At 63.5% G+C, this 21,207-nt stretch carries 17 protein-coding genes and 1 tRNA gene; 6 read left to right on the top strand and 12 right to left on the bottom strand.

Going from position 1 to position 21,207, the window contains the following annotated elements:
* The first annotated feature begins 2 nt into the window (after positions 1–2).
* From MMB74_RS03670 to MMB74_RS03680, 3 genes are all read left to right on the top strand, one after another.
* Positions 3–1,577, top strand: a complete 1,575-nt coding sequence (locus MMB74_RS03670; protein ID WP_277427248.1) for a sensor histidine kinase — start codon at positions 3–5, stop codon at positions 1,575–1,577.
* A 246-nt stretch (positions 1,578–1,823) separates the two neighbouring features.
* Positions 1,824–3,482, top strand: coding sequence for an MFS transporter (locus tag MMB74_RS03675; RefSeq protein WP_277427249.1), 1,659 nt, complete (start codon positions 1,824–1,826; stop codon positions 3,480–3,482).
* Between the two features lie 163 nt (positions 3,483–3,645).
* Positions 3,646–3,722 (top strand) — tRNA-Met (locus MMB74_RS03680).
* A 166-nt stretch (positions 3,723–3,888) separates the two neighbouring features.
* Here MMB74_RS03680 and MMB74_RS03685 read toward each other — a convergent pair.
* Positions 3,889–4,938, bottom strand: coding sequence for a Fic family protein (locus MMB74_RS03685; protein WP_277427250.1), 1,050 nt, complete (start codon positions 4,936–4,938; stop codon positions 3,889–3,891).
* Positions 4,939–5,307: 369 nt separating this feature from the next.
* Between MMB74_RS03685 and MMB74_RS03690 the strand changes: the two genes are divergently transcribed.
* Together MMB74_RS03690 and MMB74_RS03695 are read left to right on the top strand one after the other, a co-directional pair.
* Complete coding sequence (locus MMB74_RS03690) at positions 5,308–6,990, top strand: pyrrolo-quinoline quinone (protein WP_277427251.1); 1,683 nt, start codon at positions 5,308–5,310, stop codon at positions 6,988–6,990.
* A 96-nt stretch (positions 6,991–7,086) separates the two neighbouring features.
* Positions 7,087–7,617 carry a TIGR00645 family protein gene (locus tag MMB74_RS03695; RefSeq protein WP_277427252.1) on the top strand — a complete coding sequence of 177 codons (531 nt, stop codon included), beginning with the start codon at positions 7,087–7,089 and terminating at the stop codon, positions 7,615–7,617.
* An 88-nt stretch (positions 7,618–7,705) separates the two neighbouring features.
* Here MMB74_RS03695 and MMB74_RS03700 read toward each other — a convergent pair whose 3' ends face one another.
* The 3 genes from MMB74_RS03700 to MMB74_RS03710 are packed head-to-tail and all read right to left on the bottom strand — an operon-like array spanning position 7,706 to position 9,670.
* Entirely contained in the window at positions 7,706–8,659 is a 954-nt protein-coding gene (locus MMB74_RS03700; RefSeq protein ID WP_277427253.1) for a sensor domain-containing diguanylate cyclase, read from the bottom strand.
* Positions 8,660–8,676: 17 nt separating this feature from the next.
* Entirely contained in the window at positions 8,677–9,309 is a 633-nt protein-coding gene (locus tag MMB74_RS03705) for a chemotaxis protein CheC (RefSeq protein WP_277427254.1), read from the bottom strand.
* A complete protein-coding gene (locus tag MMB74_RS03710) occupies positions 9,302–9,670 on the bottom strand; it encodes a response regulator (RefSeq protein WP_277427255.1) in 369 nt (122 codons plus the stop codon). Before MMB74_RS03710 ends, MMB74_RS03705 begins: the two co-directional genes overlap by 8 nt.
* A 479-nt stretch (positions 9,671–10,149) precedes the next feature.
* On the opposite strand from MMB74_RS03710, the gene MMB74_RS03715 reads away from it, so the two are divergent.
* Positions 10,150–10,878 (top strand): DeoR/GlpR family DNA-binding transcription regulator, encoded by a 729-nt coding sequence (locus MMB74_RS03715; RefSeq protein ID WP_277427256.1) that lies wholly within the window; start codon positions 10,150–10,152, stop codon positions 10,876–10,878.
* 46 nt (positions 10,879–10,924) lie between these two features.
* On the opposite strand, the gene MMB74_RS03720 is transcribed toward MMB74_RS03715, so the two are convergent.
* The 8 genes from MMB74_RS03720 to deoC form a co-directional block, all read right to left on the bottom strand.
* Entirely contained in the window at positions 10,925–11,959 is a 1,035-nt protein-coding gene (locus MMB74_RS03720; RefSeq protein ID WP_277427257.1) for an ABC transporter permease, read from the bottom strand.
* A 51-nt stretch (positions 11,960–12,010) separates the two neighbouring features.
* Complete coding sequence (locus MMB74_RS03725) at positions 12,011–13,549, bottom strand: sugar ABC transporter ATP-binding protein (protein WP_277427258.1); 1,539 nt, start codon at positions 13,547–13,549, stop codon at positions 12,011–12,013.
* 75 nt (positions 13,550–13,624) lie between these two features.
* Complete coding sequence (locus MMB74_RS03730) at positions 13,625–14,629, bottom strand: autoinducer 2 ABC transporter substrate-binding protein (protein ID WP_277427259.1); 1,005 nt, start codon at positions 14,627–14,629, stop codon at positions 13,625–13,627.
* Between the two features lie 104 nt (positions 14,630–14,733).
* Positions 14,734–15,798, bottom strand: coding sequence for an ABC transporter permease (locus MMB74_RS03735; protein WP_277427260.1), 1,065 nt, complete (start codon positions 15,796–15,798; stop codon positions 14,734–14,736).
* Between the two features lie 149 nt (positions 15,799–15,947).
* Positions 15,948–16,892, bottom strand: coding sequence for a ribokinase (gene rbsK / locus MMB74_RS03740; protein WP_277427261.1), 945 nt, complete (start codon positions 16,890–16,892; stop codon positions 15,948–15,950).
* 3 nt (positions 16,893–16,895) lie between these two features.
* Complete coding sequence (locus tag MMB74_RS03745; protein ID WP_277427262.1) at positions 16,896–17,384, bottom strand: RbsD/FucU domain-containing protein; 489 nt, start codon at positions 17,382–17,384, stop codon at positions 16,896–16,898.
* An 81-nt stretch (positions 17,385–17,465) separates the two neighbouring features.
* Positions 17,466–19,856, bottom strand: a complete 2,391-nt coding sequence (locus MMB74_RS03750) for an aldehyde dehydrogenase family protein (RefSeq protein ID WP_277427263.1) — start codon at positions 19,854–19,856, stop codon at positions 17,466–17,468.
* 11 nt (positions 19,857–19,867) lie between these two features.
* Entirely contained in the window at positions 19,868–20,872 is a 1,005-nt protein-coding gene (gene deoC, locus MMB74_RS03755; RefSeq protein ID WP_277427264.1) for a deoxyribose-phosphate aldolase, read from the bottom strand.
* Positions 20,873–21,207 lie beyond the last annotated feature (335 nt).

Genomic DNA, 21,207 nt, shown 5'->3' on the forward strand with positions numbered 1-21,207 from the left:
CCGTGGCTTCGCCCGTTTCCGCGAATGACGGCGCCGAGCGCGCGCCCGGCCCGGCTTCGGCCACGCCGCCCCCGTCCCCGCCGGCCGGCGCCGCGGCCGACGCCCGCCGCCCAAACCCGTTCGCGCCGCCCGACGAAACGGATACGGCCACGCCGCACCGGCCCCGCTCGCTCTTCGGCGAGATTCTCGATTGGATGCTCGCGCCGCTCTTGCTGCTCTGGCCGATGAGCATCGCCGTCACTTATCTCGTCGCCAAGACGATTGCGAACGGGCCGTTCGATCGCGGCCTCGAAACCGACGCCTACGTGCTGGCGCGGCAGATTCATCCGGTGAACGGCGTGGCGACGCTGACGCTGCCCGACGCCGCCCGCGATTTCCTGAGCGGCGACAACGTCGACAAAGTCTTTTACCAAGTGCTCGGCACGCACGGCGAACTCGTGGCGGGCGTGAGCGACATGCCGCTGCCGCCCGAGGACGATCGACCGCAGCCCGGCCTCGTCGAATTTCGCGACGCTTCGCTGCACGGCAACGACATCCGCATCGCCTATACGACCGTGGAGTTACCTGGGAGCGGCGGGCAAGCAGCGCTCGTGCAAGTGGCGGAGACCTTCGACAAGCGCAGCGTCCTTGCCAACGACATCATCAAGGGCGTGATCCTGCCGCAGTTCGTGATCCTGCCGCTGGCGATCGTGCTGGTCTGGTTCGGGCTCTCGCGCGGGCTTGCCCCGCTCACGGCGCTGCAGGAGAACCTGCGCGCGCGCCATCCCGACGATCTCTCGCCGCTCGAAGCGTCGAGCGCGCCGCCGGAAATCGAGCCGCTCGTCACTTCGTTCAACGAATTGCTGACCCGGCTCGCACAGAACATCGATTTGCAAAAGCGTTTCATCGCCGACGCGGCGCATCAGATGAAGACGCCCCTGGCGGGCCTGCACATGCAAGCCGAGCTCGCGCTGCGAGAAGATGCATCGCCGGAAGTGCGACGCTCGCTCGAGCAAATCGCGACGGGCGCCGATCAAGCCGCGCGCCTCGTGACGCAACTGCTCGCTCTCGCGCGGGCCGAGAACCGGATGTCGGGACAAGTCTTCACGCACGTGGAGGTTGCGCATCTGGCGCGTCTGGCCGTGCGGGACTGGGTGCGCGCGGCGCTCGCCAAGCAAATGGATCTTGGCTACGAAGGCCCCGAGGAGCCTGTTTTCGTCGATGGGAACCCGGTCATGCTGCGGGAAATGCTGTCGAACATCATCGATAACGCCATCCGCTACACCCCAGCCGGGGGGCGGATCACGGTTCGCGTCTCGCCGCAGCGCGAGGCCGGCCAAGTCCACCTCGAAGTGGAAGACACGGGGCCCGGGATCGCGCCGGCCGAGCGTCCGAAGGTGGTCGAGCGCTTCTATCGGATTCTGGGACGCGAAGGCGACGGCAGCGGGCTGGGCCTTGCCATCGTCCGCGAAATCGCGACGATGCACGGCGGCACGCTGACGCTCGACGACCACGTCTATCAACCCTCTCTGCGCCTGGCGGGCACGCTCGTTCGTGTCAGTCTGCCGATTTCGCACAGCACCCCGGAGTTACCCTAGGCCGCAAGACCAAGGAGGCCGAATTCCAGCGGCAAAATGCCGCCTTAGCGCGACCATACAAGATATTAGCGCCAACTTAGACGACGAACACAACAATTAGAAGAAGTTGGATGCCTAACAAGGAGACAACACCGAATGCTCCGCCGTCAGTAGGCCGTAAGTTTGCCTTCCAATAATCGACGACGGGTGTGAGCCGAATACGGCCACCTGCGCGCACTTATTATCAAAATCGATTGGAGACGACACATGGCAACCGTTGGCGGGCAAATTTCGCACGCGCCGATGACGAGCGACGAGAAGCGGGTGATCTTCGCCTCTTCGCTCGGCACCGTTTTCGAGTGGTACGACTTCTATCTAGCGGGTTCGCTCGCGTCTTACATCAGCAAGAGCTTTTTCTCCGGCATCAACCCCACGGCCGCCTTCATCTTCACGCTGCTCGGCTTTGCGGCCGGCTTCGCGGTGCGTCCGTTCGGCGCGCTCGTGTTCGGGCGGCTGGGCGACATGGTGGGCCGCAAGTACACGTTCCTGATCACGATCGTGATCATGGGCTTGTCGACGTTCGTCGTCGGTTTCCTGCCCGGCTATGCGACGATCGGGTTTGCTTCCCCGGTCATCTTCATTGCCATGCGGTTGCTGCAGGGCCTTGCGCTCGGCGGCGAGTACGGCGGCGCGGCGACCTATGTTGCGGAACACGCGCCGGCCAATCGGCGCGGCTACTACACGTCGTGGATTCAAACGACGGCGACGCTGGGTCTGTTCCTCTCGCTGCTCGTGATCCTCGGCGTGCGCACGACGATGGGCGAGCAAGCGTTCGGCGCGTGGGGTTGGCGCATTCCGTTCATCGCGTCGCTGATCCTCTTGGGCGTGTCGGTCTGGATTCGCTTGCAGTTGTCCGAATCGCCGGCGTTCGAGCGGATCAAGGCCGAGGGCAAGACGTCGAAGGCGCCGCTGACCGAATCGTTCGGTCAATGGAGCAACCTGAAGATCGTGATTCTCGCGTTGATCGGCCTCACCGCCGGTCAAGCCGTGGTTTGGTACACGGGCCAGTTCTACGCGCTGTTCTTCCTCACGCAAACGCTGAAGGTGGATGGTGCGAGCGCGAACATCCTGATCGCACTGGGGCTGTTGATCGGCACGCCGTTCTTCGTGTTCTTCGGCTCGCTGTCGGACCGGATCGGCCGCAAGCCCGTGATCATGACGGGCTGCCTGATTGCCGCGTTGACCTACTTCCCGCTGTTCAAGGCGCTCACGCACTATGCGAATCCGGCGCTGGAAGCGGCTGAGCAGAAAGCGCCGATCGTCGTCGTGGCCAACCCCGACGAATGCTCGTTCCAGTTCAACCCGGTGGGCACGGCGAAGTTCACGAGTTCGTGCGACATCGCCAAGAGCGCGTTGGCCAAGTCGGGCTTGAACTACGCGAACGTTGCGGCGCCGGCGGGCACGCAAGCGCAGATCAAGGTGGGCGACACCGTGATCGACACGTACGACGGCAAGGCGGCGGACGCGAAGGACAAGGCGAAGGCGTTCGACAAGACGCTGAGCGGTACGCTCAAGAGCGCGGGCTATCCGACGAAGGCCGATCCATCGCAGTTGAATTGGCCGATGACCGTGGCGATTCTGGCGCTGCTCGTGATCTACGTGACGATGGTGTACGGGCCGATCGCGGCGATGTTGGTCGAGATGTTCCCGACTCGGATCCGTTATACGTCGATGTCGCTGCCGTACCACATCGGCAATGGCTGGTTCGGCGGGTTCCTGCCGGCGACGGCGTTCGCGATCGTCGCGGCGCAGGGCAATATTTACTCGGGGTTGTGGTATCCGGTCGTCGTCGCGCTTGGCACGTTCGTGATCGGCATGTTGTTCGTGAAGGAGACCAAGGACTCCAACATCTACGCGCAGGATTGATGGAGTGACGGAAAGCGTGCCGGGCCGGGGTGCGGGGCCGCTGGGCGGCGGCCTCGCGGAGTGGCGCCGGGCTGGCACGCGGTGTGGCTCGGATTTGACGTGAGCGGGGTCGCATCAGGGGGTTGACAGCGCGGCCAGGCTTCACCATAATCCGTCTTCTTTCGGCGAATTAGCTCAGTCGGTTAGAGCGACGGAATCATAATCCGCAGGTCCGGGGTTCGAATCCCTGATTCGCCACCAGCTTCGAGAAAAAGCCGCTGTTCCGCAAGGTTCAGCGGCTTTTTTGTCTTGGAACGATGGTAATGCGCCCGAACAGGCGCATTGGGCGTCCAAAGCGCGCGAGCGTTTTAGGTGCGGGCGGTTTTCCGGGAGCGGGTGCTACACGCCACTGCTACCTTCCGTGGACTCACTTCATTCCGTACCAGACGCCGCGCCCACTGCCGTGCTGCTCCAAATGTCCGCGTTCGATCAGAACGCGGAAGTGCAGCTTCAAGGTGTTGCGATTGCTGCCTGTCAGCTTGATCGCCTCGGCCATCGTGACGCGCCCATGCTCGCGGGCAAACTCCACGATTTGCAGGGACAGCGCAGGTAGCGCAGCCAGCACGATTTTCTCTCGCTCGACCTTCTTCTCGAGCCGCCGCACCTGCTCGGCCAGCGAGCGCAGAAAGAACAGCAGCCACGGCTGCCAGTTGGGCGCATCGGTACGAATCGTGCCCTGCGTCTGACGTAGGGCGAGATAGTAGGCTTCCTTGTTCACCTCGACCACGCTTTCCAGCGAGCTGTATGGAACATAGGCGTAGCCCGTCTGAAGCAGCAGCAAGGTCGTCAGCACGCGGCTGAGCCGTCCGTTGCCATCCTGAAACGGGTGGATTTCCAGGAATACAACCACGAAGACAGCGATGATGAGCAGCGGGTGCAGTTGCGCCTTTTCGCGCTCATCGTTGACCCACTGCACGAGTTCGGCCATCAAGCGAGGCGTGTCGAATGGCGATGCCGTTTCGAACACAATGCCGATCTGCACGCCATTCTCGTCGAAGGCGGCGACACTGTTGGAACTCGTCTTGTAGTGGCCCCGGCGGCGTTCGTCCTTCTGGCTGTATTGCAGCAGAATCTGATGGAGTTGCTTGATGTGGTTCTCGTTGAACGGGATGTCTTCCCATGCCCGGAACATCAAGTCCATCGACTCGGCGTAGCCTGCCACTTCCTGCTCGTCTCGCGTCTCGAACTGCTTGATGGCAATGTTGGATAGCAGTCGCCCGACATCACGGTCATTCAGCTTACTGCCCTCGATGCGGGTGGATGACCCGATGCTCTCGATGGTAGCGACGCGTCGCAAGGCGGAAAGTCGATCAGGCGCGAGCGTGCCCAAGGCGCGCCATGCGCCCTTGAATTCATCGAGCCGGGCAACCAGGCTCAAGATTTCCGGTGTGATCTGGAGGGTGTCGGTTCGGAACATGAACCGATATTACACCCATTTACACCCATTTATCTGACAGCGGAGAAATGGGCTAAATGGGTGTCGAATGGGTTGTCGGCGAACAGCGCCGCACCAACGATCGGCAGAAGCTTCCAGCATCGATTCAAGGACATCACACACCTCCTTCGACGAAGGCTGCGCATGCGTCCGCAAACGGACATTCCAGCCGCCCAAAGCAGAACAAAGAGGTCGATCCGTCCGAAACGGAAATACCAAGCCAGTCATTCTGCGGTCACCTGCGGCCACGAGGCATCGCGAGTCGCCAAGCTCCGACACCTGGCCGAGGCGCTGTTTTTAAGGTACAAGAAATGCTTGGCGTTACCCGGTGGCCGTACCTGGGAGAAGGTCATGGACTGCTCCGCTCGCACGCACGCTACGTCCCGCATCGTTCTGCGAAGCGCCATCGCCTGTCTGCTCGCCACGCTTTGCACATCGTGTAGCGGAGGCGGAGGCGCACCAGCCACCGCTAGCTCGGGCGGCACAGGCGGTGGCGCAGGATCGGGCTCCGGGGCGGGTGCAGGCGCCCCCTCCACCGATGTCCTCACCTATCACAACGATCTCGCGCGCACCGGTCAATACCTGGCCGAAACGACGCTGACGCCGTCCAACGTGAAGGCCGCGCAATTCGGCAAAGTCGCATTCCTCGCCGCCGACGGCAAGGTCGATGCTCAACCGCTCTACGTGAGCAACGTATCGATGAACGGCGCGACGCACAACGTCGTCTATGTCGCCACCGAACACGCGAGCCTGTACGCCTACGACGCCGACAGCTACGCCAAGCTTTGGCAGCGTTCTTTACTGGGCAGCGGCGAAACCCCCAGCGACAACCGAAGCTGCAGCCAGATCACACCGGAAATCGGCATCACGTCCACGCCCGTCATCGACCGTTCGCGCGGCGCACATGGCGTGATCTACGCCGTCGCGATGAGCAAGGACGCGAACGGCGCCTATCATCAGCGGCTTCACGCGCTCGATCTCTCCACGGGCACCGAGATGCTACGCGGCCCGGTCGAGATCGCAGCAACGTTCCCCGGCACGGGTGCGAACAGCGCCAACGGCGTCACCCTCTTCGATCCCAAGCAATACGCCGAGCGTCAGGCACTAACGCTCGTGGGCGGCAATCTCTATCTGGCGTGGACGTCGCATTGCGATGAGGGCGCATACGCCGGCTGGATCATGGCCTACAGCGCCGACACGCTCGCACAAACGAGCGTCTTGAACGTCACCCCCAACGGCAGCGAAGGCTCCGTCTGGATGAGCGGCGCGGGGATGGCCTCCGACGGCACGTCGCTCTACTTCCTCGACGCGAACGGCACATTCGATACGACGCTGGACGGCAACGGCTTCCCGTCGCGCGGGGACTACGGCAATACATTCCTGAAGCTGGCAATCTCGCCGAAGCTTTCCGTGATCGATTATTTCGCGCCATTCGACACGGTGACCGAGTCGAATCAGGATATCGATCTGGGCTCGGGCGGTGTGCTCGTACTCCCCGATCTCGTCGATGCAAACGGCACGACACGGCATCTCGCCGTCGGCGCAGGTAAAGACAAAAAGATCTATGTCGTCGATCGCAATGCGATGGGCAAATTCAACAGCACGAAAAACGCCATCTGGCAGGAAATCGACGGGCAACTCGGCGGCGGCGTGTTCAGCATGCCGGCGTATTACCGCAACGTCGTTTATTACGGCGCCGTCGGCGATGCGCTCAAAGCCTTTCCGATTACCGCCGCACGCTTGGCCGCGACGCCGGCGTCGAAGAGCCCGGGCGTCTTCCCCTATCCCGGCGCGACGCCGAGCATCTCCGCCAATGGCTCGCAAAACGCCATCGTTTGGGCCGCGGAAAACGGCAGCGTGGGCGCGCTGCATGCATTCGACGCGAGCAATCTGTCGCACGAGCTTTACAACAGCAATCAGTCAGGCACGCGCGATCACTTCGGTGCGGGCAACAAGTTCATCACGCCGATGATCGCGCATGGGCATGTGTATGTCGGCGCCACCAATGGGGTGGCAGTATTTGGGCAACGCTAAGTCACAAGGTAATTGTAAAATTGCGGCTTCGCCCGGCACCTGGCGACGCTCGCGCCATGTGCGCCAACGCCCGACCCACGACAGGAACGACACCCCATGCATCAACGCCGCCCCCTCGAAAAACTGCTCGAGTTCTCGCTGTTCAAATCCCGCTGGCTGCTCGCGCCGTTCTACGTCGGCCTCGTCTTTTCTCTGGTAATGCTGCTGGTCGCATTCGTCAATGAGCTCGTGCATGGCCTAACGGGCCTCATGCATGCAACCGCCGAGCAAATCATTCTGGCGACGCTCGGCCTCATCGACCTTTCGCTCGCGGCCAATCTCGTCGTCATCGTGATTTTTTCCGGCTACGAGAACTTCATTTCGAAGATCGACACCGGCGATAGCGAAGACCGGCCGAGTTGGATGGGTACGCTCGACTTCTCGGGTTTGAAGATGAAGTTGATCGGCTCGATCGTGGCGATTTCGGCCATTTCACTGCTGCGCGCGTTCATGAGCTTGACCGAGCGGGACATCTCGCTCGACGAGCCTCGTCTGCGCTGGCTCGTGGTGCTGCATCTGACGTTCATCGTCTCGGGCGTGCTCTTCGCGACGATGGACTGGATCGCCGCGCGCGCCGAGCGTCATTGAGGGAGAAGCCGTTCTAGGCGTCGGGTACTCAGTACTACCAGGCACTAGGCGGCAACCGGCACGCGGCGCACCGGCCGCCGCGGCTCACTCACGCCGAATGCGTGTGCACGATGCACACCTGATTGCGGCCGCCGTGCTTGGCATCGTAGAGCGCGTGATCCGCCTCCGATACAAGCGAGGCAACATTCGTGAGCCCATCGTAAGCCACGCTGCCGCCCACGCTCACCGTCACTTTCAGCGGCCCCGTCGATACCTCGAGCGCATCGTCCTCGATGGCGGCCCGGATCTTCTCGCCCACCACCGCCGCGCCCACTTCGTCGCAATGCGGAAGGATCACGATGAATTCCTCGCCGCCGTAACGCCCCACCACGTCGCTGTTGCGCAATTGGGGCGACACGGTCGCCGCGATCTTGCGCAGCACGGCGTCGCCCATCGGGTGGCCGTACGTATCGTTGATGCGCTTGAAATGATCGATATCGAACAACAGCACGGCAAACGCATCCTGGTGACGCGTCCAGCTGTTGTATTCGGCCTGCAAGCGCCGGTCGACGTGGCGGCGGTTGTAAAGCCCCGTCAATGCGTCGCGCTCCGAGGAATCGCGCAATGCCTCGAGCGCAACCTCACGCTCTTTCCATGCAACGGCCAATTCGGTGACATCCGCAATCGTGACGCAGACGGCCACGACTTCGCCGTTCTCGATCAGCGGCATGAACGCGCAGTCCTGCTGCATCAAATCGAGCGAGCCCGTGATCGGACAATCGTGCTCGAAGGGCAGCAGCCACGGGCGATGTTGCCAGGACGAAAACGAACCGCTATGCAGCAAAAACACCGTGTCGAATTTGCGCTTGAGCCAAGCGCGCGGCAAATCGGGGAAGCAATCGAAGAAACTGCAACCGATCGCCTTCGCTGCGGGCAGGCCGCTATGCTCGTCCATGAAGCGGTTCCACAGCACGATTCGGTAATCGCGATCCACGGCGAAAATGCCGAGGCCAACGCGCTCGAGCGCGAGCTCGCTTAGACGAGCGGTGCCTGGAATGTCCATCTGCAACTTCTATTCGTTCAAAGATTCGCGAGAAAACCGTCGAGCGCGCTGACGAGCGACTGCACCGCCTTGGCGGTCATGAGCGTGAGCAAATGCGAGCCGAACACGCCGTCTTCGGTTTGCAAGTTCACCTCGAGCAACAGCGCACGGTCCCAAGGCAGCTTCGACGGATGCAACACCTCTTCGAGGTCCAGTTGCACGCCGATCAACCGCGGCGGCGTAAACGTGGGCAACTGCTCGAGCTGCTCGAACAGGCCCGTCAAGCATGCGCCCGCAATCAGGTTCGCCACGTCCGACAGCACTTCGGCATCCGACATGTCTTCGTTGCTCGCTTCCTCGTCGGACGCATCCTGCGCGCGGAACACGAACTTCATGTGCTCCGCGCTGCGGCTGTCGAACAGGGAGATCGCCTCACCGGCGATATCGCAACGAAAACTCTGGCGCAGCGCCGTGACCGGCTCCGTGAAATCGAGCATGTCGCGCACGGCGGAAGGCAAGGTGTCGGTATCGACCATGCGAATGCGAGGCACCGATAGATGCACGAAGCGCCCGAGCAGCGCGGCAAGACGCGCGCCCGCTTGGCCCATGCCAATGTTCGCGATCTCTTGCAGCGCGTCGCGCTGATCTTCGGTGAGGATGGGCTCACTCATACAAACCGTACTCTTTCAGAACAGGCATCAGCTTGGCGTTCGTCACCGGTTTGTCGATGAAAGCCACAGCGCCCAGCGCTTTCACACGCGCTTTCGCTTCGGGCTGAATGTCGGCGGACACGACGATCACGAAACTGTCGAGCCCTTCTGCGCGCACGGTTTCCAATACGTCGAATCCAGTCATGCCCGGCATCGTCAAATCCAAGAACATGACCGATGCCTGCCCGGCACGATAGGCAGCGAGCGCATCTTGCCCGTTCGCTGCCTGCGTTATCTCGACGTCCCACGCTTCCGGCAAAGCGTTGATTAGCAGTCGGCGGGCGAGCGTCGAATCGTCCACGACCAGTACAGGCAATCCCATTTCGGCGGTTCCTTCATAGCCACGTTCGGTATAACGGCCCATGCGGGCAGATCTGAAGTACTCATAAACCCCAACGATAGAAAACGTTTTCAATCGTCGCAAACGTTAGCGGAAACGTTAAATTGCACCGAACATTTCTTCATGGGCGCTTTTATCGATTTTTATATTCGACATGAGGCTACAGGATAGCGCTCGAACCCAGCCGAGTCCGGTCGGTGCGTCGTGCGCGCCAATCCAGTTCAATAAAAAAGGGAATGATCGAATCCCCGCTTACGGTTCATTTCGATCGACAGCAAAACCACTAAGGCGCACGGCCCGATAAGAAGCCTGCAGTATCCCGATCCCAAGCCGCATTGATCTAAATCAAAACAAAATGACGTCGCGGGGCAACTTCGCTTGTTATAATCCGATCACGCTCACGCTATAAAGCTAACGCGCGCGTTCCACCCCTACTTTTCCGGCGCTTTCGACACGCATTCATGATTAAACCCGATCGCCTGCGAGCGCTGGCCGATGCGCTCGCCAAGCACAGTGTCATGCGCCTGCGCGACGCGGCCGCTTTGCTCGGCGTGTCGGAGATGACCGTGCGGCGCGATATCGCCGCCAATCCCGAGCGCTTCACCTATCTGGGCGGCTATATCGTCAGCGCCGCGAATGTGCCGAACGCCGCCGGTTATTCGCTCGAGCAGGAGCAAGACCACTTCGCGCAAGCCAAGGCGCAAGCGTCGGCCCATGCGGCGCAACTGATCGTCGATAACGAAACCATCTTCATCGATTGCGGCACGACGCTCACCACCCTCGCACGCCTCATCCCGGCGCAGGTTCAAGTCACCGTCGTCTGCTACTCGCTCAATATCGCCGAGATCCTGCGGCGCATGCCGAACGTGCGGATGATCTTGCTCGGCGGCGTATACGTGCCCTCGTCCGATTCGTTCGCGGGTGATGAGAGCCTCGAGATGCTGCGGCGAATGGGCATCAACAAGGCCTTCATTTCCGCAGGCGGCGTGGATAGCGCGCGCGGCGTGACCTGCTGGAATTTCCATGAAGTGGCGATCAAACAAGCCGCCATGACGAGCGCCGTAGAGCGCTATCTCGTCGCCGATACGAGCAAATTCGGCGTGGTCAAAGCCGTGCGCTTCTCGCAGATCGACGAGTTCGATTCGATCATCACCGAGAACGGGCTCGAGCCGCGCGAGCGGCGCGCATAACAAACAGAGCGCCGCAGCGTGCGGCGCCCGTCGCTCGTGTGCGGCGTCAGCTGCGTCGGCGTAGCACGAACAGCACGCCTGCGACGAGGATGAACGCGCCGACGATCACCTTCTGCCAAGTGCTGGGCACGCCCACGAGAATCAGCGTGTTGTCCACGAGCGTAACGAGCGCGACGCCCAGCAGCGTGCCGAGCACGGTGCCGCTGCCGCCCGTGATGCGCGCGCCGCCGAGAATCACCGCGGCGATCACGTCGAGCTCGGAACCGACGAGATCGAACGGATTGGCGAGCCGATTATTGGCGACATGCAAGATGCCCGCGATGCCGGCCAACATGCCCGTATAGCCGAATACGAACACATGCACGGCCCGCAGGTTGTAGCCGAGCCGCTCGGCAATCGCCAAGCTGCCGCCCATGGCGTAGACCGCCCGCCCTATCATCGTCCGGTTCAACAGCCACCAGGTGAGCGCCGCGGCGGCGAAGAGCGCGAGCACGGAGACGGGCAACACCGCATCGAGGCCGTCGACGGTGTGATAGGCCAACAACGGAATGCGGCCGAAACGATCCATGCTGTACGGGATGTTCATGAAGAACGTCGTGCCGACGAACGTGAGCAAGATACCGCGGTAAAGATACTGCGTGCCGATCGTGACGATCAGCGAGGGCGCCTTCAAGCGATGCACGAGCAAGCCATTGACGATCCCAAGCACGACGCCGCCGACCGCGCCCGCGAGCAGGATGAGCCAGAACGGCGCGGCGGGCCACCAAGCGAATACCGCTTTCGTGATCGAGTACATCGTCAGCGCCGCGATGGCAGTAAACGACACGTCGATGCCGCCCGCGGCGAGCACTACCAGCGTGCCTAGCGCGAACAGCGTCGTCGTCGTCGCCGAATGCAGCAGGTCGAACAGCGTCGCCCACTGCAGGAAGCGCGGGTTGAGCGCTGCCACCACGATGCAGGAGAGCACGATCAAGCCCGCAGGCAGCCATTCGGGGCGGCGCGCAAACTTCGTGCGCCAATCGGGCGGGCGGGGCCGCTCGGTCATTTCCGCTGTTTCGGTGGAGCGCATTGTCTGGTTCATAGTCGCGAATCGTGACGCTTGGTTCATGTCGATGCCATGCCGCGGCGCATCTCAAGCCGCTTGTGCGAGCAGCGCGCGGTAAAGCTCGGCCTCGGTCAATTCCGCCGCTCGGTACTCGCCGGTCACGCGGCCCTTGCTCATCATCAATATCCGGTCGCAGTTCTGCAGCAATTCGGGTAAATCGTCGCTGATCAGCACGATGCCGATGCCGCGCGCCGACAGCCCCTGCATGATGCGATAGATGATGTCCTTCGAGCCCACGTCGACGCCCACCGTCGGCCCGTGCAGTATCAGCACGTGCGGATCGATCGCGAGCCAGCGGCCGATCAACACACGCTGTTGATTGCCGCCCGAGAGCGATTGCACGGGCTTGTCGATGTCCGGCGTGGCGATTTGCAGCTCCGCTACCGTACGCTCGGCAAGCTCGCGCGAGCGCTTGCCGTCGAGCTGGCCGAAGCGGTCGCGCAAGCTCGAGATCATCGCCGTCACGACGTTGTCGCGGATCGACTTGTCGAGAAACAGTCCTTCGCTCAAGCGGTCTTCGGGCACATAGCCGATGCGGTGCCGTTTGGCGTCGGCCGGCGTGGACAGTGCGATCGGCTGGCCGTCGAGCGTGATCGTCCCAGCGTCGGCGGGCGCGACGCCCGCGAGCGCGCGCGCGAGTTCGTTGCGGCCCGAATCGAGCAAGCCCGTCACGCCCAAAATCTCGCCGCGATGCAGCGAGAACGAGACGCCGCTGAAAAGCCGTCCGCGGCCGAGCCCGCGCACATCGAGCACGACGTCTGCCGCCTCGTGCTCTTGCGTTCTGTAACGCGTATGCGCAAGCTCGCGGCCCGTCATGAGCTCGCTCAGTTGCGCCTTCGTGTAGTTCGCGATCGGTCCTTGCGCCACCTTCTGCCCGTCGCGCAACACGATGACTTCACCACCGATCGCATAGCATTCGTCGAGCTTGTGGCTCACGAACAGCACCGTCACCCCTTGCGCGCGCAACGATGCCAATACGGCGATCAAGTTCGCCACTTCCTTTTGCGTGAGCGAGGTCGTCGGCTCATCCATGATCACGAACTTCGCTTCGCTCGCAATGGCGCGCGCGATCGCGACGAGTTGGCGCGTCGCCAACGGCAAGGCCTCGATCAGCGTCGCTTGAAACTCCAGGTCCGAGGGCAAGCCCACGGCTTCGAGGGCTCGCCCCGCCCTCTGCTGCAATGCGCGCCGATCGACGGTGCGAGCGAGACGCCCGTCGTGCTCGGCCAGTTCCGACGTGAGCGCGACGTTCTCCGCCACGCTCATGTTCGGCAGCAGCGACAAGTCTTGATAGACCGTTTCGATGCCCGCCGCGAGCGCCTCGAGCGGCGTGAGCCGCGCGTGACGTTTGCCTTCGATGACGAGCTCGCCTGCGTCCGGCGGCTGCGCGCCGGAAATGATCTTGATCAGCGTGCTCTTGCCGCAGCCGTTTTCGCCTAGCAAGTGATAGATCTGCCCGCGCACGAACGAAAGCGTGACGCCGCGCAGCGCATAGACGCCCGTGAAGCGCTTATGCACGTCGATCACTTGCAGCAAAAAATCCGAAGCACCGTTCTCGTCGCTCATCGTCATGCTCTTCGCCCGCAAAGAATCCAACCGCCGCCCGGCGCGCGCGGCGCATAGCCGCGCGCCTGCCGCCGTTTAGAAGTTGTACTGCTTGTAGTTCGACTTATCGACGCTGACCCAGCCTTGTCCGCGCACGATCACGCCCTTGCCGGGCCCCTTCGTCACGGTCACTTTTTCGTAGCCGGGCAGGCCGAGGTTCGCGCCGTTCTGCACCGTCTTGCCGTCGAGCAGCATCTTCGCGATCTTGTTCATCGCCTCTCCGGCGAGCTTCGGATCCCAGAAGGCGATGCCGTTGATCGCGCCGCTTTCGAGGAATTTGCCTGCTTCGGTGGGCAGGCCCGTGCCATAGACGCACACTTTGCCGACGAGACCGGCTTCTTCGACAGCGCGGCCGATACCGAGCACGTCGAGCGAAGACGAGCCTTGGAAGCCCTTGATGTCCGGGTGCTTGCGCAGCACTTCCTTCGCCTGCTGGTAGGCGTGCTCGCCGTCGTTATTGGTCTCGATGTTGGTTTCGACTAGCTGCATCTTCGGGTACTTCTTCTTCGCATTGTCGATGCCGCCGTCGGCCCACTGCACTTGCGAGCGGCTGCCGAGCGAGCCGACGAACGTGGCCCATTTGCCGTCCTGATGCATGCAGCTAGCCAAGCGGTCGTTGAGCGCCGCGCCATAGGCGCTGTTGTCGAACGCTTCGACGTCGACCATCGTGTTCTTCTCGTTGTCGGCCTCGTGCGTGACGACCTTGATGCCGCGGTCCATGGCCTTCTTCAGCGCAGGCTCGAGCGTCGGCGGATCGTACGGGACGACAGCGATCGCACTGACTTTCTTGGCGATCAAGTCCTCGATGATCTTCAGTTGCTGCGCGGCATCGGCCTGACCCGGTCCGGTCTGGTAGGTCGTGACGCCGGGGTTTTGTTTGGCGAATTCCTTGACGCCTTCGTCCATTCGATTGAACCAGCTGATGCCGGTCACCTTCACGACCGTGACGATCGTTTGATTGGTCGCCGCCTGCGCGGCGAACACGACGCCCGCGCCGAGCGCGCAAGCCGCGAGCGCGAGGCTCGTTCGTTTCAGCTTCATCTGCAATGTCTCCTTCCCCGCCCCTTGTTTGCGCTGACGGACGCCCGAGGCCAGATGTCCGCCGACTACCGAACCCGCTATAGCGGCTTACCGCGCCGCCCGATTCACCGTCCGCCCGATCCGCTTTTGCCGGGCTCGCCGCCGTGCGGCTTGTCCGCGCGCGCGAGACCGAAGATCGCCCGCAGTTGGCCGCCGCCCGAGAATGCGAGCGAGGCCAGCAGCAGGAAGCCCCATGTGCAGTCGCCGAAGAACTGGGACACGTTGAGCAGATTGAACAGACTCGAAAGCAGTTGCAGGACCGTGGCGGCAAAGAACACGCACACGATGCGGCCATAGCCGCCGGCCGGATTGACGCCGCCCATGACGGCGATGAGGATTGCGATCAACAAGTACGAATTGCCGTAATCCCATTTCGCGCTGAGCGTGTGCGAAACGCTTACCAGCCCTGCGAGCGAGGCCAGCACGCCGCATATCGTGTAGGTGGCGATCAGCATGCGCTCGCGGCCAATGCCGGCATAGAACGCGGCGCGCTGGTTCGTGCCCATCAAGTAAAGCCTCAAGCCGAACGGCGTGCGCTTCAGCAGCCAGCCAAGGATCAGCACAGCCGCGATGAAGATGCAAAACGAGATCGGGACATCGAAGACGGTGCCGTTGCCGATGTCCGCGAGCGGTTCGACGTAGTCGACGTGCACCGAAGCGCCGTTGCTCAGCGCCACCGCAATCCCGGTGAAAAGGAGCTGCGTGCCGAGCGTGGCGAGGATTGGCGTGAGCCGCAGCCGCGCGATGATCAACCCGTTGATCATGCCGCCGATGAAGCCCATCGCCACCACGATCGTGCAAAAGAGCGTCGTGTAGAGCACCGGCGAATCGTCGCCGCTAATCCATTTGGGGACGACGAGCGCGGCGATCATGCCGGATAGATTAGCGAGCCCCACGCCCGACAGATCGATGCCGCCGTTGCCCGAAAGCATCGACAGCATGATGCCGAGCGCAAGCAGACCGACCTCGGGCAGTTGCGAGCCCATCGATTGAAGGTTATCGATCGACACGAATTGACCGTGCGAAAGCCACACGGCCACGACCACCACGAGCACGTTGACGCCCAGCAGAAAGTTCAACTGCCGGTCGCCGAACCAACCGGCGAGAACGAACGAGCTTTTCCCTTTCATAAGCGATGCCTTTATTCGTGATGCGTGATGCGTGATGCGATGCCTGAGCCGATGCCGCTAGCCGCTCCGGCCGGCGCTTGCGCCATGCTTACCGCAACGCAAGTCGTCCTATGCAGATCCCACCTTGACGCTGCAACGCCTCCCGGCCGTCACGCGGAAGCAGAAACGGCAGCGCCCGCGCCGATCAGCGCATTGACCTCGCTCAAGCGCGGCATCGACGGCGCCGTGCCCGGACGGGTGACCGAAATGCCCGCGAGCGCGCAGCCGAAACGCACCGCGGCGAGCGGGTTCTCGCCACGGGCAAGCGCCGCGGCGAATCCGCCCGTGAAACCGTCGCCGGCGCCGGCCGTCTCGATCACCGGCCCGCAGCGATAGGCCGGCACGAGTTCCGATTGCGCGCGCGAATGCAGCAGCGCGCCCGCTTCGCCCAAGGTCACGATCACCGTTCGCACGCCTTTCGCAAGCAGCACCTCGGCGGCGCGGCGCGCGTCGTCGGGCGAAGCGATCTCGATGCCCGTGAGCGCGGCCGCTTCGGTCTCGTTCGGCGTGATGTAATCGCACAGCGTAAAAATGTCGTCGGGCAGCGGTAGCGCGGGCGCGGGATTGAGTACCGTCGTCACCCCATGCTTGCGCGCGAGTTCCAACCCCCGGCGCGCCGCCGCGACCGGCTGCTCCAATTGCGTGACGAACACCTGCGCGGCGGCGATATCCGCTTCGATCGCCTCCGCGTCGGCCGGGCCGAGCGTGCCGGCTGCACCCGCGGCGACGATGATCGCGTTGGAGCCGGTTGCGGCGTCCACGAAGATATGCGCGGCGCCCGTTGCCATGCCGTCGACGACGGTGGCGCGCGCCGTGATGCCTTCGGCCTGCCAGGTCTCGCGGGCGATCGCACCGAAGGCGTCGTCGCCCAAGCGGGTGCAGAACACCACATCGGCGCCGGAGCGAGCGGCGGCAACCGCTTGGTTCGAGCCTTTCCCGCCGGGCCCCATCGCGAACGCGGAACCCGCGATGGTCTCGCCGATCACGGGCATGCGCTCCGCCCGGAACGCGAGATCGGTCACGTAGATGCCTAGGATGACGACGCGCCCGTTCATCGATCAGCCTCCCGTGCGCGCGCCGCCGGCGTCGAGCGGCGCATCGGGAGCGAGGATGACGCCTTTGGTGAAGATGAAGCAGCCGTAGCCGCGCGTCTCCCCCGTGGCGATGACGCAGTACGCTTTGCGCGCGCGTGCGTAGAAGGCATGCCGTTCGATCGACGCGAACGGCACCGGGCGGTTTTCGGCGTGGTCGACTTCCCGTTGCGCCTCGCGCTGCACGGTAGGCAGCGCCTGAGGATCGCCAACCACCTCCATTCGCATCGCCGGCGCTTCGACATACGTGTCGAGCGGCAGCACCGAGAGCACGGCGCGCACGGCGCGGGCCGAATCGACGCCATCCATGCGCAGCAGCTTGCCGGTGACGGTTGCCCGCGCAACCGAGTCGGCCGGGAAGTTGGCGTCGCAAATCACGACTTCATCGCCATGGCCCATCGCGCGCAGCGCGTGCAGGATGTCGGCGTTCAAAAGCGGGTCGAGGTTCTTCAGCACAGTGTCTCCATGAGTCGTTATCGGGTTCCGTCGTGCGCCAGAGGCGGCCGCGCTCGCATCGCTCCCTGCGCGGCGCCACGGTCAGTCGCCGTACGGAATCCAAATATTCTTCACTTGCGCCGCTTGACGCAAGAAGGCAATTCCCTCGCTCGTGCGTTCGAACCAGTCGATCCGGCGCCCGTAGTCGACGAACGTGCGCTTGAGATTGCCGATCGATTCACGCTCCACCAAGGTGGAATCGGCCGCGCGGCCGAAGCACCACAGCGCGTCGACGTCGTCGTGCTTGGCGAGCGTGGCAAGCAACGCATCGCGCGCGCCGGTGACGATGTTCAGCGCACCGGCGGGCACATCGGACGTTTCGACGACTTGATAAAGGTCGGTCGCCGTCAGCGGCGCAGTCTCGCTCGGCAGCACGACCACACGGTTGCCAAGGGCCAGCGCGGGCGCGACGAGCGAAATCAGCGCCAGCAGCGGCGCTTCGTCGGGGCAGGCGATGCCGACGACGCCGAGCGGCTCGTGCATCGCCAAGGCGACGCCTCGCAGCGGCGGCGTATGGACGGCGCCGTCGAACTTGTCGGCCCATGCGGCGTAGGTAAAGAGCCGGGAGATCGAGGCTTGCACCTCCCGCTGCGCGGCATTTGCATCGCATTCGGTGCGCCGCATCAGCTGCCGCGCGAACTCGTCGGCTCGCGCCGATAGGTTCTCGGCGAGGTAATAGAGCACTTGGGCGCGCGCGTGCGCGTTCATCTGCGGCCACTTGACGGCGCTTCGCGCCGCGGCCACGGCATCGCGCACGTCCTTGCGGTTGCCGTCGGCCACTTCGCCCACGCGCGCGCCGCTCGGCGCATAGACCGCGCGCGCACTGCCGCCGTCGGCGCGCGCTTGTTTGCCGCCAATGAACAGCTTTGCCGTCCGGTCGATCGGATCGAGACTAGCCATGGGCTCGGCCAAGCCGCCGCCGAGCGGCCGCTCCGCTGCCTCGCGCAATGCGCCCTTACCCCAGCCGACCGGCTTCAGATACTCGTAGACGCCCTCGCGGCCGCCTTCGCGGCCATAGCCCGACTCGCGATAGCCGCCAAAGCCTACGCTCGCGTCGAACAGGTTCGTCGCATTGACCCAAACGACACCGCAAGCCAGTTGCGGCGCGATATCGAGCGCGCGGCCGATGGTCTCGCTCCACACGCTCGCCGCCAAGCCGTAGCGCGTGTTGTTGGCGAGCGCGACGGCCTCGTCGGGCGTGCGAAAGCTCATCGTCGTCAGCACCGGCCCGAAGATCTCCTCCTGGGCGAGCGTGCTCGACGGCGCAACGTTCGTCACTAGCGTGGGCGGATAGTACGAACCGCCCGCGCCAGGCAGCGCGACTTCGTGCGGCTGCCAAATCTCGCACCCCTCGCGCCGCCCGGCTTCGACCAGCGATTCGATGCGCGCCAATTGAACCGGATCGACGATCGCCGCCATGTCGATCGCCTTGTCGAGCGACGTGCCCACGCGCAGCGTGGCCATACGTCGCTTGAGCTTGGCGATGAAGCGATCTTCGACGCCTTCCTGCACGAGCAAGCGCGAGCCCGCGCAGCACACTTGCCCTTGGTTGAACCAAATCGCGTCGACCACGCCCTCGACCGCGCCGTCCAGATCCGCGTCATCGAACACGATGAACGGCGATTTGCCGCCAAGTTCCAAAGTCAACGATTTGCCCGAACCTGCCGTGGCCGCGCGAATGGCGCGACCGACTTCGGTCGAACCCGTGAAGGCGATCTTGTCGACGCCGGGATGCTCGACGAGCGCCGCGCCCGTGCGGCCGTCACCGGTGACGACGTTGAGCACGCCGTCGGGCAAACCCGCTTGCTTGGCCAGTTCGGCGAAAAGCAGCGCGGTGAGCGGCGTGTATTCGGCAGGCTTGAGCACGACGCAATTGCCGAGCGCGATTGCGGGCGCGACTTTCCATGCGAGCATCAGCAGCGGAAAATTCCACGGCACGATCTGGCCGATGACGCCAAGCGGCGCCCACCCGGCGAACTCGGTCTCTTGCAACTGCGCCCAGCCCGCGTGGTGCAAGAAATGCCGCGCGACGAGCGGCACGTCGATGTCGCGGGTCTCGCGAATCGGCTTGCCGTTATCGAGCGCTTCGAGCACGGCGAACACGCGGCTGTGCCGCTGCACCATGCGCGCGAGCGCGTACAGATGCCGTGCGCGCTGCGCGCCGCCCGCGGCAAGCCAGCCCGGTTGCGCCGCGCGCGCCGCTGCAACGGCGGCATCGATATCGGCCGCGCCGCCTTGTGCGACTTCAGCCAGCGGTTCGCCCGTGGCCGGCGCGTGCACGGCAAACCGCTCGCCCGAGGCGCTCGCGCGCCATTGCCCGCCGATGAAATGACCGAACGCGGCATCGTGCTGGCTCAGCCAGTCGCGTGCCGCTCGATCGTCCTCGGGGGCAGGTGCGTAATCCATCGTCTCGAAGTATTCGGCAACGCTCATCGTGAATGTGCTCACGCAACAGGGTGACGGTTGAAAGCCGAATAGCGGCCCGTGACGTGGTGCTCCAACTGCCGCTCGATATCGGCGAGCAAGCTCGATGCACCGATGCGCAACAGCGACGGCTCGAGCCAAGGGCGGCCGAGTTCTTCCTTCATCAGCACTTGATAGGCAAGCACCGCCTTGGCCGTCGAAACGCCGCCCGCCGGCTTGAAGCCGACGCAAGCGCCCGTGCGCTCGCGAAACTCGCGGATCATGCGAGCCATGACGAGCGATACGTCGAGCGTGGCGTTCACGCTCTCTTTGCCGGTGGAAGTCTTGATGAAATCCGCGCCGGCCATCATGCAGACCATCGATGCTTTCGCGACATTCGTGAGCGTCTTGATGTCGCCCGTCGCGAGGATGGCTTTCAAATGCGCAGCGCCGCACGCGGCGCGAAACTCGCGAACTTCGTCGTACAGCGCGCGCCAGTTGCCCGTTAGAACGTGCTCGCGCGTGACGACGATGTCGATTTCGGCCGCCCCGTCCGCCACCGACGCTTCGATCTCTTTGAGCTTGAGCGGATGCGGATTCAAACCGGCTGGAAAGCCCGTCGATACCGCGGCGACGGGGATGCTCGTGCCGCGCAGCGCATCGGCCGCGGCGGCCACGAAGCGGTGATAGACGCAGACGGCCCCCGTCGCGATCGCATCCGGATCGAGGCCCAGCGCTCGAACGAGCTCGGCGCGCACCGGGCGTCGCGCCTTCGCGCAAAGACGCCGCACGCGGCCTTCGGTGTCGTCCCCGTTCAAGGTCGTGAGATCGATGCAAGTGATGGCCTTGAGCAGCCACGCCGCCTGCGCGTCTTTCTTGACCGAGCGGCGCGGCGCAAGCGTGGCCGTGCGGCGCTCGACAGCCGCTTGATTGACGCGCAAGCCGTCGATCCAAGCGGCGTCGAACGGCACCCCGCGATTGCGCCCATCGTGGGCCGCCGCGAGGCCGTGCGGCAAAACGAACGAATGCGTCGAAGCGTCGGACATGGGAACGAGCATTGTGCGATGCACAACACAGAGTGGTGATTTACTTGCAATGATCGTAGCGCCATGAAACGATCGTGACAATACGCCGTTACAATTTTATCGACAGCCCCGCGCCGTTCTCCTGGCCGCTCGGCGCCGATGTCTCGCCGCGGCCAGGTTCACTCGCCCCGATCACTCAGCCCCGGAGGGCCCGAAAAATCATTCGAACGTTTGACCCACATGATTCCTTTCGCCTAGCGCCACGGAGGTTCGTAGCGTTTCGCTAGCTGTTACAAAAATCTCTCGCGAACGCATCGCGCATTACCTACATTGCATGTCCGTGCTCTTCGCATTCG

This window comes from Trinickia sp. Y13 (assembly GCF_029522115.1).
GTDB lineage: Bacteria > Pseudomonadota > Gammaproteobacteria > Burkholderiales > Burkholderiaceae > Trinickia.